The organism is Kitasatospora sp. NPDC127111 (genome assembly GCF_042677465.1).
Lineage (GTDB): Bacteria > Actinomycetota > Actinomycetes > Streptomycetales > Streptomycetaceae > Kitasatospora.
The window spans coordinates 1-12,870 of the sequence record NZ_JBHXTG010000045.1 but is presented as its reverse complement, the minus strand read 5'-3'; the positions used below and the strand labels follow the sequence as shown (position 1 = coordinate 12,870).

The 12,870-nt window shown below is 72.6% G+C and carries 10 protein-coding genes and 1 pseudogene; 10 read left to right on the top strand and 1 reads right to left on the bottom strand.

Going from position 1 to position 12,870, the window contains the following annotated elements:
• The 7 genes from ACFVHB_RS24860 (at position 1) to rodA (ending at position 7,468) form a co-directional block, all read left to right on the top strand.
• A complete protein-coding gene (locus ACFVHB_RS24860) occupies positions 1 to 345 on the top strand; it encodes a DUF4233 domain-containing protein (RefSeq protein ID WP_380326321.1) in 345 nt (114 codons plus the stop codon).
• 151 nt (positions 346 to 496) lie between these two features.
• Entirely contained in the window at positions 497 to 910 is a 414-nt protein-coding gene (ndk, locus tag ACFVHB_RS24855) for a nucleoside-diphosphate kinase (protein ID WP_380326319.1), read from the top strand.
• Between the two features lie 313 nt (positions 911 to 1,223).
• Positions 1,224 to 2,249 (top strand): rod shape-determining protein, encoded by a 1,026-nt coding sequence (locus ACFVHB_RS24850; protein ID WP_305067939.1) that lies wholly within the window; start codon positions 1,224 to 1,226, stop codon positions 2,247 to 2,249.
• 96 nt (positions 2,250 to 2,345) lie between these two features.
• A complete protein-coding gene (mreC, locus tag ACFVHB_RS24845; protein WP_380326316.1) occupies positions 2,346 to 3,296 on the top strand; it encodes a rod shape-determining protein MreC in 951 nt (316 codons plus the stop codon).
• 3 nt (positions 3,297 to 3,299) lie between these two features.
• A complete protein-coding gene (gene mreD / locus ACFVHB_RS24840) occupies positions 3,300 to 3,941 on the top strand; it encodes a rod shape-determining protein MreD (protein WP_380326313.1) in 642 nt (213 codons plus the stop codon).
• 66 nt (positions 3,942 to 4,007) lie between these two features.
• A complete protein-coding gene (gene mrdA / locus ACFVHB_RS24835) occupies positions 4,008 to 6,269 on the top strand; it encodes a penicillin-binding protein 2 (protein ID WP_380326310.1) in 2,262 nt (753 codons plus the stop codon).
• Complete coding sequence (gene rodA, locus ACFVHB_RS24830; RefSeq protein ID WP_380326307.1) at positions 6,266 to 7,468, top strand: rod shape-determining protein RodA; 1,203 nt, start codon at positions 6,266 to 6,268, stop codon at positions 7,466 to 7,468. Before mrdA ends, rodA begins: the two co-directional genes overlap by 4 nt.
• Positions 7,469 to 7,604: 136 nt before the next feature.
• Here the strand turns inward: rodA and ACFVHB_RS24825 are convergent, their stop codons facing one another.
• The gene (locus ACFVHB_RS24825) at positions 7,605 to 8,897 is read right to left on the bottom strand and encodes a M14 family zinc carboxypeptidase (RefSeq protein ID WP_380326304.1); all 1,293 of its coding nucleotides are present in this window, start codon (positions 8,895 to 8,897) and stop codon (positions 7,605 to 7,607) included.
• A gap of 292 nt (positions 8,898 to 9,189) precedes the next feature.
• Here ACFVHB_RS24825 and ACFVHB_RS24820 point away from each other — a divergent pair, with 292 nt between their 5' ends.
• The 3 genes and pseudogenes from ACFVHB_RS24820 to ACFVHB_RS24810 form a co-directional block, all read left to right on the top strand.
• Positions 9,190 to 11,115 carry a TIGR03960 family B12-binding radical SAM protein gene (locus ACFVHB_RS24820; RefSeq protein ID WP_380326301.1) on the top strand — a complete coding sequence of 642 codons (1,926 nt, stop codon included), beginning with the start codon at positions 9,190 to 9,192 and terminating at the stop codon, positions 11,113 to 11,115.
• A gap of 216 nt (positions 11,116 to 11,331) precedes the next feature.
• Complete coding sequence (locus ACFVHB_RS24815) at positions 11,332 to 12,132, top strand: TIGR03936 family radical SAM-associated protein (protein ID WP_380326298.1); 801 nt, start codon at positions 11,332 to 11,334, stop codon at positions 12,130 to 12,132.
• 396 nt (positions 12,133 to 12,528) lie between these two features.
• Positions 12,529 to 12,870: pseudogene (locus ACFVHB_RS24810) on the top strand (hypothetical protein); the annotation flags it as partial.

Sequence of the window (12,870 nt, the reverse complement as noted above, 5' to 3'; positions counted from 1 at the left end):
ATGAGGACGCTCTGCTCCTCGACGCTGATCGGCGAGGCGTTGTTGATCATGTTCGCGGCGCTGGTCGCGATGCAGCTCTCGGACGTCCCGACCGCCACGATCTGGACCGTCAGCGGCATCGCGATGGCCCTGTGCGTCGCGCTCTGCGGCATGATCACCCGGCCCGGTGCGGTGCCGATCGGCTGGGCGCTGCAGATCGGCCTGATCGCCAGCGGCTTCATCCTGCCGACGATGTTCGGCCTCGGCGTGGTCTTCGCCGGCCTCTGGTGGTGCTCGGTGCACTACGGCCGCAAGATCGACGAGTTCAAGGCGGCCCGCGCCGCCGAGGCCGCCGCCCCGGCCTAGACCGGGCCCGCTCCGGGCCGCCGCCCCAGCGGCCCGGACCAGGCCCGGACCGGCCGCAGAGGGCCCTGCTCACGCAAGGTAACCTCTGCGGTAGTCGCACTCCGTACGCCGAGGAGGAGTGCGTGCCGAACCGATCCCCAGGAGACGCACCGTGTCCCAGCGCACTCTCGTCCTGCTCAAGCCCGACGCCGTCAAGCGCGGCCTGGCCGGCGAGATCATCAGCCGCATCGAGCGCAAGGCCGGCTGGCGGCTCACCGCCGTCGAGCTGCGCACCTTCGACCGGGCGACGCTGGAGCAGCACTACGCGGAGCACGTCGGCCGCCCGTTCTACGAGCCGCTGCTGGAGTTCATGACCTCCGGCCCGTCGATCGCGCTGATCGTCGAGGGCGAGGAGGTCATCCGCGGCATCCGCATGCTGGCCGGGGCCACCAACCCGCTGGAGGCCGGCGCCGGCACCATCCGCGGCGACTACGCGACCATCACCCGCGAGAACCTGATCCACGCCTCCGACTCCCCGGAGTCCGCCGAGCGCGAGATCAAGATCTTCTTCCCCGCGCACGCCTGATCCACCGGGCTCCGGGACCTTCGGGTGCCCCGGTCGGGACCATTGGCCCGGCCGGGGCATTCTTATCGTGAAATAGGGAACTGGGGGTGCCGACACGGCGTCCCAATGCCCGGAGAAGCGATCACGCTCCGGACAATGGACGGTATGCCCCACCTCGACGTCCGTCCTGGCAGGCGTGACTACGATGGACGCGACTCAAGGGCCCGGTACGGCTGGTCAGCTGGCCTTTGCCCAAGCCGTGGGCGCACGCATTTCGTCCACCCCCGCAATGACTCCGAGCCCGGGAAGGCACCGACACCCCATGGCAACCAACCTGTCGTTCATCGGCCGCGACCTGGCGATCGACCTCGGAACCGCCAACACGCTGGTGTACGTCAGGGGCAAGGGGATCGTCCTCAACGAGCCGTCCGTGGTCGCGGTCAACACCAACACCGGCGGCATCCTGGCGGTCGGCGCCGAGGCCAAGAAGATGATCGGCCGCACCCCCGGCAACATCGTCGCCATCCGCCCGCTCAAGGACGGCGTGATCGCCGACTTCGAGATCACCGAGCGGATGCTCCGCTACTTCATCCTCAAGATCCACCGCCGCCGCTACCTGGCCCGCCCCCGCGTCGTGGTCTGCGTGCCCTCCGGCATCACCGGCGTCGAGCGCCGCGCCGTCATCGAGGCCTCCTCGCAGGCCGGCGCGCGCCAGGTCCACATCATCGAGGAACCGATGGCCGCCGCCATCGGCGCCGGCCTGCCCGTCCACGAGGCCACCGGCAACATGGTCGTCGACATCGGCGGCGGCACCACCGAGGTCGCCGTCATCTCGCTCGGCGGCATCGTCACCGCCCAGTCCATCCGGGTCGCCGGCGACGAGCTGGACAACGCCATCGTCCAGCACATCAAGAAGGAGTACTCGCTGCTCCTGGGCGAGCGCAGCGCCGAGCAGATCAAGATGAGCATCGGCTCGGCCTTCGCCCTCGAGGGCGAGAAGGACGAGCACGCCGAGATCCGCGGCCGCGACCTCGTCAGCGGCCTGCCCAAGACCGTCGTCATCTCCGCCGCCGAGGTCCGCGAGGCCATCGACGAGCCGGTCAACTCCATCATCGACGCGGTCAAGACCACCCTCGACCAGTGCCCGCCCGAGCTGGCCGGCGACGTCATGGACCGCGGCATCGTGCTCACCGGCGGCGGCGCCCTGCTCCGCGGCCTCGACGAGCGGCTGCGCCGGGAGACCGGCATGCCGATCCACATCGCCGAGAACCCGCTCGACTCCGTCGCGCTCGGCTCCGGCAAGTGCGTCGAGGAGTTCGAGGCACTCCAGCAGGTACTCGACGCCCAGCCGCGCCGTTAGCACAACCGACAGACCGGACAGTCAAACTGAAACGGCCCCCGCCCGGGCCCCACAGCCCGGGTGGGCGGCCAGGTACGAAGGGGCAGTACCAGCACCGTGAGGGACACACGAGAGAGCCGGCTGCTGCTCATCCTGCTGGTGGCCGTCGCCTTCGCGCTGATCACCGTGGACATCAAGGGCGGTGAGAGCTCCCCGCTCGGCGGCGCCCGGCGGGCCGCGGCCGGCGTCCTCGGCCCGGTCGAGCGCGGCGCCGCCACCGTGGTCGACCCCGTCGCCGACACCGTCCGCGCCTTCCGCGACGCCGCCACCCACAGCGGCCGCACCGACCAGCTCGCCCGCGAGAACACCGAGCTGCGCCAGAAGCTCGCCTCCACCGACGCCGCCGGCGCCCGCACCAAGCAGCTCGACGACCTGCTGCGCACCGCCGGCGCCGGCGGCTACACCGTGAAGGCCGCCCAGGTCATCGCGATCGGCCCGGCCCAGGGCTTCTCCTGGACCATCACCATCGACGCCGGCGGCGACGACGGCCTCACCCGCGACATGACGGTCATCAACGGCCAGGGCCTGGTCGGCCGGATCACCACCGTCGCCCCCACCACCGCCACCGTGCTGCTCGCCTCCGACCCCGGCTTCACCGCCGGCGCCCGGCTGGAGGGCAGCGGCGAGATCGGCTTCGCCGCCGGCGGCGGCACCAGCGCCATGAAGGTCTCCCTGCTCAACGGCAAGGCCCAGGTCAAGGAGGGCGACCGGCTGGTCACCTTCGGCTCGCAGAGCGGCCGCCCGTTCGTGCCCGGCGTCCCGGTCGGCAAGGTCGTCCAGGTCGAGGCCAACCCCGGCCAGCTCACCAAGACCATCCTGGTCGAACCCTTCGTCCAGTTCACCCGGCTCGACCTCGTCGGCGTGGTGGTCGTGCCGCCGCGCACCGACCCGCGCGACGCCGTCCTGCCGCCCGCGCCCGCCGCCCAGGGCCAGGCCCCCGCGGCGCCCGCCGCCCCCGCGGCACCGGCCGCCGCCGCACCGCCCGCCAAGCCCTCCGGGGGGAACTGAGCCATGCGCCTCGCCCGCGTCCCCGTCACCGCCGTCCTCATCCTGCTCGGCCTGATCCTCCAGGTCAGCGTCTTCGGGCGGCTCCAACTCCCGGGCGCCACCCCGGACATACTGCTGCTCGTGGTGGTCGGCCTGGCCATGGTCTACGGGCCGACCGGCGGCTGCCTGGTCGGCTTCGCGGCCGGCCTGCTGGCCGACCTCGCACCGCCCTCCGACCACGCCATCGGCCGCTACGCCCTCGTGCTCTGCCTGATGGGCTACGCCGCCGGGCTGCTCCGCCCGGACCACGGCCGGCAGCGTTCGGTCTCCAGCGCGCTGCTCGTGGTGGCCGTCGCGGCGGTCGCCTCCACCCTGCTGTACGCGATGGTCGGCGCCCTGGTCGGCGACACCGCCGCCCGCCACGTCGGCCTCGACAGCCTGGTGCTCACCGCCCTGCTGTACGACCTGCTGCTGGCGCCGTTCGTGGTGCCCGCCGTGATGCTGATCGGGCGCCGCTTCGGCAAGGACCCGGTGGCGGCCGCCGCCGGGGACGACGAGGGCGGCCCCGGCCTGGGCACGCTCGCCCGCTACCGCACCACCCGCGAGGTGTCGTCCGGGCCGACCTACAAGAAGCGGCGCCCGTTCGGCCTCTCCAAGCGGCCCTAGCCGCCCCGGCCCAGGCCCGTTGATGCCCGTGATTCCCGGAAACCCGCACTCTGGAGCGCACGAGACGTGAGCAACATCCCCGAGACCGGCCGCACCCGGCGGGTGACGATCCGTCTGGTGGTGCTGCAGATCCTGGTGCTGTCGCTGCTCGCCACCCTCGGCGGGCGGCTCTGGTACCTGCAGATCCGCAACGCCAAGGAGTACACCGCCAAGGCGACCGGCAACCACATCCGCGAGGTCGTCGAACCCGCCGTGCGCGGCGAGATCCTCGACGCGTCCGGCCGGATCCTGGCCGGCAACGAGACCAAGCTGGTCGTCTCGGTCAGCCGCACCTCGCTGCTGCAGCAGAAGGACGGCGGCAAGGCGGTGCTCGGCCGGCTCGCCGAGGTGCTCGGCATGCCGGCCAAGGACGTCCAGGAGAAGGTCCGGCTCTGCGACGCCAAGACCCCGCAGCCCTGCTGGAACGGCTCGCCCTACCAGCCGATCCCGGTCACCAAGGAGGCGACCACCCAGCAGGCGATGCAGATGATGGAGCGCCGCGAGGACTTCCCCGGGGTGACCGCGCAGCCCACCGCCGTGCGCCACTACACCGGCGTCGAGGGCGCCAACCTGGCCCAGGTGCTCGGCTACCTCTCGCCCGTGACCGACGAGGAGGTCTCCAAGACCGCCGACAAGACCGGCCTGGACCGCTACCTCCCGGCCGACCAGATCGGCCGGGCGGGGCTGGAGTCGGTGTACGACCGCGACCTGCGCGGCACCGCCGGCATCACCAAGCTGGAGGTGGACAACCTCGGCCGGGTGATCGGCACCGCCGGCGCGGTCGCGCCGCAGACCGGCAACAACCTGGTGACCAGCATCGACGCCCGGGTGCAGAAGGTCGTCGAGGACAACCTGGCGCAGGCGATGAACGACGCCCGCAAGACCTTCGACAAGGTGACCAACCGCAACTACGAGGCCGACTCCGGCGCCGCCGTCGTGATGGACGTGCACACCGGGCGGATCGTCGCGATGGCCAGCGCCCCGACCTACGACCCCAACCTGTGGCAGGGCGGCATCTCCGGCAAGGACTACCAGGCGCTGACCAGCAAGGAGTCCAACTTCCCGCTGCTGAACCGGGCCATACAGGGTCAGTCCGCCCCCGGCTCGACCTTCAAGGTCATCTCCACCACCGCCGCCGTGCAGGCCGGCTACTCGCTGGACGGGCGCTACCCGTGCCCGAAGAGCATGACCATCGGCGGCCGCGAGTTCAAGAACTTCGAGAGCGAGAGCTTCGGTGACATCTCGCTGGAGAAGGCGCTGGAGATCTCCTGCGACACCGTCTTCTACGGCCTGGCGTACGACCAGTGGATGAAGGACGGCGGCATCAAGCCGAAGAAGGAGCCGGGCGACTGGTTCTTCAAGACCGCCCACCAGTTCGGCCTCGGCGCCAAGACCGGCATCGACCTGCCCAGCGAGGTCACCGGCCGGGTGCCGGACCGGCAGTGGAAGCAGTCCTTCTTCGACAACAACAAGGACGCCTGGTGCAAGCAGGCGGAGAAGGGCGGCAACAGCTTCTCCGACCAGATCGCCCGGGAGAACTGCGTCGACGGCTACCAGATGCGCGCCGGTGACGCCGTCAACTTCGCGATCGGGCAGGGCGACACGCTCGTCACCCCGATCCAGATGGCCCGCATCTACTCCGCGCTCTCCAACGGCGGCACCTTCTACCGGCCGACCATCGCCAAGGCGGTGATAAGCCCGAGCGGGGAGCTCGTCCGCGAGATCGCCCCGCACGAGGACGCGAAGTTCCCCGGCGACCAGAAGCTGCTCAGCTACATCGACCAGGCCACCGCGGGCGTCATCACCAGCGGTACGGCGGCCTGGAAGTTCGCCGGGGCCGGCTGGCCGCAGAACAAGATCGAGCTGCACGCCAAGACCGGCACCGCCGAGGTCGAGGGCAAGCAGACGACCTCGTGGCTCACCACGTACAGCAGGGACTACGCGGTCGTGATGACGATAAGCCAGGGCGGCACCGGCTCCGGCGGTTCGGGTGACGCCGTCCGCCGCATCTACCAGGCGCTGTACGGCGTGGTGGACGACAAGGGCACCGTCGACGGCAGCAAGGCGCTGCTGCCCAAGCCGCAGACCGAGCTGCCGAAGTTCAACCCGGACGGCACCGCGATCATCAAGCCGGCCGCGTACACCCAGGAGCCCGGCGACCCGGGCGTGACCGGCGGCTCGCCGCGGGTCTTCCTGGACCCGGCGCAGCCGTCCGGCCCGGTGGTCCTGCTCACGGCGGCGGACGCCGCCCTCGAACCCACCCGGGGCACCGGGAGGAGCCGGGCATGAGTTCCTACGGTTCGTACCGGCAGCTGCGGCTCGCGCCGCAGCGCGCCGGGATGTCGAAGAAGACCCTCGCCAAGGACTCCCCGCTCTGGCGGATCGACTGGATACTGCTGCTCGCCGCCGTGATCCTCTCGCTCGGCAGCTCGCTGCTGGTCTGGTCGGCCACCCGCGGGCGGGACTCGCTCACCCACGGCGATCCGCAGTACTTCCTGTTCCGGCACCTCACCAACGTGGTGATCGGGATGGTGCTGTGCGCGGTGGTGATAGGGATAGGGAGCCGCCGCTTCCGCACGGTGGTGCCGTTCCTGTACGTCGGCGTGATCCTGCTGCTGGTGGCCACCCTGAGCCCGCTCGGCTCGACCATCAACGGCCAGCACTCCTGGATCCAGCTCGGCGGCGGCTTCTCCGTGCAGCCGGCCGAGTTCGCCAAGCTGGCGATCGTGCTGGCGATGGCCGTGGTGCTGGCGGACCAGGTGGACGCGGGGGAGCGGGAGTTCCCCTCGCACCGGGCGGTGTTCCGCGGGCTGGTCTGGGCGACGGTCCCGATGGCGGTCGTGATGCTGATGCCGGACGCCGGTTCGGTGATGGTGATGGCGGTCATCGTGCTGGGCATCCTGCTCGCCTCCGGCGCGGCCAACCGGTGGGTGTTCGGGCTGATCCTGGCCGGGGTGGCCGGCTGCATCGCGATCTGGAAGCTCGGCGTGCTGAGCAAGTACCAGATCGACCGCTTCGCCGCCTTCGCCAACCCGGCCCTCGACCCGTCCGGCGTGGGCTACAACACCGCGCAGGCCCGGATCGCGATCGGCTCGGGCGGGCTGACCGGCAAGGGGCTGTTCCACGGGACGCAGACCACCGGGCAGTTCGTGCCGGAGCAGCAGACCGACTTCGTCTTCACGGTGGCCGGCGAGGAGCTGGGCTTCCTCGGGGCGATGGCGATAATCGTGCTGCTCGGCGTCGTGCTCTGGCGGGGCTGCCGGATCGCCCGGCACGCGACCGACCTGTACGGCACCATCGTGGCGGCCGGAGTGGTCGCCTGGTTCGCCTTCCAGGGCTTCGAGAACATCGGGATGTGCCTGGGCATCATGCCGGTGGCCGGCATCCCGCTGCCGTTCGTCTCCTACGGCGGGTCGTCGATGTTCGCGACCTGGGTGGCGATCGGGCTGCTGCAGGCGGTGCAGAGCCAGCGGCCGATAGCGGCCTGAGCGCGGGCGACCGGGCCGGAGCGGGCCCGGGCGTGACGACCGGCGGGGCCGGTCCGGGGCACTCCCCGGGCCGGCCCCGCCGGCGTTACCCGCCTCGCCGCCGGCCTCGTTACCCGCCTCGTCGCCGGCCGGGCCGCTACGGCAGCAGGCAGTCGGCGGCGGCCAGCACCGCCCGGGTCTGGTGCGCCACCTGCGTCTCCACCGGCACCCAGCGGGCGCCCAGCCGCCGCAGGCCGTCCAGGCCCGCCGCGACGATCGCCCGGGCCTGCTCCCGGCCGGCCTCCACCGCCGGGCCGCCGGTGTCCGCGAGCAACCGCAGCAGCACCGAGGCCACCCGCAGCGGGATCCGCTCCGCGACGATCCGGGCCGCGGTCACCCGGGACACCGACAACGGCCGGCCGCACCAGTCCGCCAGCCACTCGTCCGCCAGCGGCGGGCAGACCCCCAGGTTGAACTCGGCGGTGCGCAGCAACGACCCGCCCACCGCGCGCCGCGCGTGCGGCGGGACCAGCGGCAGCAGCGCGGACAGCCGCCCGGTGCGCTCCCGCAGCCTGGCGGCCGCCGCCGCCACGGCCGGTCCGACGTCCGGGTGCCGGCCACCGTCGCCGACCGCGTCGACCGCCCACATCGGCACCTCCAGCACGGCCGTCACCCCGCCGTGCCGCCCGGCGTAGGACCAGGTGGAGAGCTCCGGCCGGTCCGGCAGCGCCTGCACCCCGGCCACACCCGGCGCCGGCATCAGGTACGTCCCCGGAGCCGGGCTGGCCCAGCCCACCGCGTCGTACGAGTCGACGTCCAGCGGGATGCCGCCGCGCGCCACCGAGCGGGCGAACCGCTCGGTCAGCCCCGGCACCGGCCGGGTCAGCTGCACGAACGCGCCGCCGAAGTCCACCCCGTGCAGCGAGCACTGCAGGACCGGGCGCAGCTCGTCGATCAGCCCGGTCAGCACCAGGCTCTCCGGCATCGGGGCGCGGCCCGCGTCGGCGGCCGGCAGCAGCTCCGGCTGCTCCTCGAAGGCGGGCCGGTAGAAGTGCTCGTAGTGCCGGACCGCGGTGAGCGGGCCGTCCAGCCAGCCCTCGTTGAGCGCCGCGCCGTCCGGGTCCAGGCAGAGCAGGACGTGCCAGGAGGCGCCCGGCCGGGGCGGCCGGTCCAGCACCTTCCCGGCGAGCCGCAGCGCGGCCGCGACGCCGACCGGCTCGTTCGGGTGCGGGCCGCCGACCACCAGCACGGCGCGTTCGCCGGCGTCCACGGAGAGCAGCAGCAGCGGGCGGCCACCCCGGGAACGGCCCGCCTCGCGCAGCCGGCAGCGGTCCGGGTGGAGCCGCGCCAGCCGGCTCGCGGCGGCCTCGGCGCGGGCCAGCGTCGGGTAGCGGGCCGGGCGGCTCTCCGGGGGCGTGCGGCGGGGCACCCGCCGGCCGGTGTCGGTCATGCCGGGCGGCCGGAGTCGGTGCCGACGTGCATGGGCAACTTCCTTGTCCCGATGGCGTGCAGGGCCTCCCGGCGGAGCCCTGCCAGTACCGCACGGGCCGTCCGGGACTGTCAACAGCCGGTGAGCAGCCGGTGAGCGGCGCGCGCCGGGCGCCCGCACCGCCCCCGCCGCCCCGCCGGGCGCCCCCGGGATTCGGCTACCCTTGAGGGTCACCCCCTCCGGACGTCGCCCACCACCCCGACCGGGGTCCGCTGCGCGCGACACCTCTCAACGTCGTAAGGGTTCCTAGTACATGACTGTCGAATCGGTCTTCCCACGCCTGGAGGCCCTCCTCCCGCACGTCCAGAAGCCGATCCAGTACGTCGGCGGCGAGCTGAACTCGACCGTCAAGGACTGGGACGCCTGCGACGTCCGCTGGGCGCTGATGTACCCGGACGCCTACGAGGTGGGCCTGCCCAACCAGGGCGTCATGATCCTCTACGAGGTGCTCAACGAGCGCGAGGGCGTGCTGGCCGAGCGCACCTACAGCGTCTGGCCGGACCTCGAGGCGCTGATGCGCGAGCACGGCGTCCCGCAGTTCACCGTGGACGCGCACCGCCCGGTGAAGGCCTTCGACGTGTTCGGCCTCTCCTTCTCCACCGAGCTCGGCTACACCAACATGCTGGCCGCGCTCGACCTCGCGGGCATCCCGCTGGAGGCGAAGGACCGCACCGACGAGGACCCGATCGTGCTGGCCGGCGGCCACGCCGCGTTCAACCCCGAGCCGATCGCGGACTTCATCGACTGCGCGGTGGTCGGCGACGGCGAGCAGGCCGTGCTGGACATCACCGAGCTCATCCGCGGCTGGAAGGCCGAGGGCCGCCCGGGCGGCCGCGACGAGCTGCTGCTGCGCCTGGCCCGCACCGGCGGGGTGTACGTGCCGAAGTTCTACGACGTGGAGTACCTGGCCGACGGCCGGATCGGCCGCGTCGTGCCGAACGCCCCGGGCGTGCCGTGGCGGGTCTCCAAGCACACCGTCATGGACCTCGACGAGTGGCCCTACCCGAAGCAGCCGCTCGTCCCGCTCGCCGAGACCGTGCACGAGCGGATGTCCGTCGAGATCTTCCGCGGCTGCACCCGCGGCTGCCGCTTCTGCCAGGCCGGCATGATCACGCGCCCCGTGCGGGAGCGAAGCATCACCGGCATCGGCGAGATGGTCGAGCGCGGGCTGAAGGCCACCGGCTTCGAGGAGGTCGGCCTGCTGTCGCTGTCCAGCGCCGACCACACCGAGATCGGCGACATCGCCAAGGGCCTGGCCGACCGCTACACCGACGACAAGATCGGCCTGTCGCTGCCGTCCACCCGCGTCGACGCCTTCAACATCGACCTCGCCAACGAGCTGAGCCGCAACGGCCGCCGCTCGGGCCTCACCTTCGCCCCCGAGGGCGGCAGCGAGCGCATGCGCAAGGTGATCAACAAGATGGTGTCGGAGGAGGACCTGATCCGCACCGTCGCCACCGCCTACGGCAACGGCTGGCGCCAGGTGAAGCTGTACTTCATGTGCGGCCTGCCCACCGAGACCGACGAGGACGTGCTCCAGATCGGCGAGATGGCGAAGAACGTCATCCAGAAGGGCCGCGAGGTCACCGGCCAGAACGACATCCGCTGCACCGTCTCCATCGGCGGGTTCGTGCCCAAGCCGCACACCCCGTTCCAGTGGGCCCCGCAGCTGTCCGCCGAGGCCACCGACGAGCGCCTGGCCAAGCTGCGCGACTCCATCCGCGGCGACCGCAAGTACGGCAAGAACATCGGCTACCGCTACCACGACGGCAAGCCCGGCATCGTCGAGGGCCTGCTCTCCCGCGGTGACCGCCGGGTCGGCGCGGTCATCCGCGCGGTGTACGACGACGGCGGCCGCTTCGACGGCTGGCGCGAGCACTTCTCCTACGACCGCTGGATGGCCTCGGCCGAGAAGGGCCTGGCCGGCACCGGCGTCGACGTCGACTGGTACACCACCCGCGAGCGCACCTACGAGGAGGTGCTGCCCTGGGACCACCTGGACAGCGGCCTCGACAAGGACTGGCTCTGGGAGGACTGGCAGGACGCCCTCGAAGAGGTCGAGGTCGACGACTGCCGCTGGACCCCGTGCTTCGACTGCGGCGTCTGCCCGCAGATGCAGACCGAGATCCAGATCGGCCCCACCGGCAAGAAGCTCCTGCCGCTGACGGTCGTCAAGTAGCGCACCACCGCCGACCCCCGGCCGGGACACCCCGGCCGGGGGTCGGTGCGTCCCGCTGACCAGGGGCGGAGCGAGGGGGCCGGCGGGGCGCGTACCCTTTGAGGTGACAGAGTCCGGGGCGTGGCGCAAAGACGCCACCACGGACGGGGACAACTGACTAAGGACTGAGCGACCCTGGCACGCCGTACGCCCGACGGTCCGCCGCCCGCGCCGACGGTGCAGCGGATCCGTCTCCGCTACACCAAGCGCGGCCGGCTCCGCTTCACCAGCCACCGCGACTTCCAGCGCGCCTTCGAGCGCGCCCTGCGCCGCTCGGCCGTGCCGATGGCCTACTCGGCCGGCTTCACACCGCACCCGAAGGTGTCGTACGCCAACGCCGCCCCGACCGGGGTGGCGAGCGAGGCGGAGTACCTGGAGATCGGTCTCGCCGCGGTCCGTGACCCGGAGGAGCTGCGCGCGCAGCTCGACGAGTCGCTGCCGAACGGCCTGGACGTCATCGACGCGGTCGAGGTCCGGACGCCGAACTTCGTGGAGCGCCTGGAGGCCTCCGAGTGGCAGGTCCGGCTGGACGGTGTCACCCGGGAGGAGGCGGCCCGCGCGGTCGCCGCCTTCCTGGCCGAGGAGCGGGTCGAGGTCGAACGCCTCACCAAGAACGGCGTGCGGGTCTTCGACGCGCGCGGCGCGGTGGCGGCGCTGGAACTCCTCCCGTCCCAGGTCGACGGCGGTGCGGACACGGAAGGCGAAGGGGGCCGCGATGTTCGGACCGGCCGTCCCTGTGCGATACTGCGCCTGGTAGTACGACACGCCACACCCGCCGTACGACCCGACGACGTATTGTCCGGTCTCCGTGCGACGGCCGACCTGGCGCCGCCGGTCCCCGCAGAGGTGACCAGGCTGGCGCAGGGGCCGCTCGACGAGGGGACCGGCACGGTGACCGACCCGCTGGCGCTCGACCGCGCCGCGGCCCCGGCCGGCCCTGTGGCGGCCGGCGAGCCGCGCGCAACCGCGTCCGCCTAGCGGGCGGAGGCCGGGTCCAGTACCCACTGGACCCGCTGGTCCTCCAGGCCCCCGCGGCTCCCCAGGGGAGCGAGCGTCGTCGAAGCACAGGCCGGCCTCTTGCGGCCCGCCGACCCGGATGGTCGGTGGGCCCGAGGACCCCGTCCGGGAGCCACCCGGGGTTGGGGGACGGCGCAGCTTGGGAAAACCTCAGAAGACTGGTCAGACCAGAAGACTTTCGACACCCCGCCGAGCGCGGGGCGCCGAGCGAGACTACGAGCCCCTGTGCGGCCTCGCGTCCGCACGGCGGCACCGGGAAGAAGGCCCGGCCCGGGCATCCGCGTGATGCCGGCCGGCCACCGGTGCCCTGCCGTGCCCGGATACGGAGCCCGGGGGCCTGACGGGAGATCCACCCGCATGCTCGATAACACCGATCCGCAGCAGTCTGCGGCAGCGGAACAGAACGAAACCACCGCGACCGGTGGCGAAGGCGCGTCCGCCGCGCCGCCGCGCCGCCGTCGCCGTGCGGTGTCCCGCCCGGCGGGCACCCCGCAGGGGGCGGCCGCCGAGGCCGCCGAGACGGTGATCCCGGCCGAGGCTCCGGCCGCCGAGGCGCCCGCGGTCGAGGCCGCGCCCGTCGAGGCCGAGCCGGTCGCGGAGAAGCCCGTCCGGGCCCGCCGCACCCGCAAGCGCGCCGAGGCGCCGGTCAGCGCGCCGGCCGAGGCTCCGGCCGCCGAGGCCGCCCCCGCCGCCGAGGCG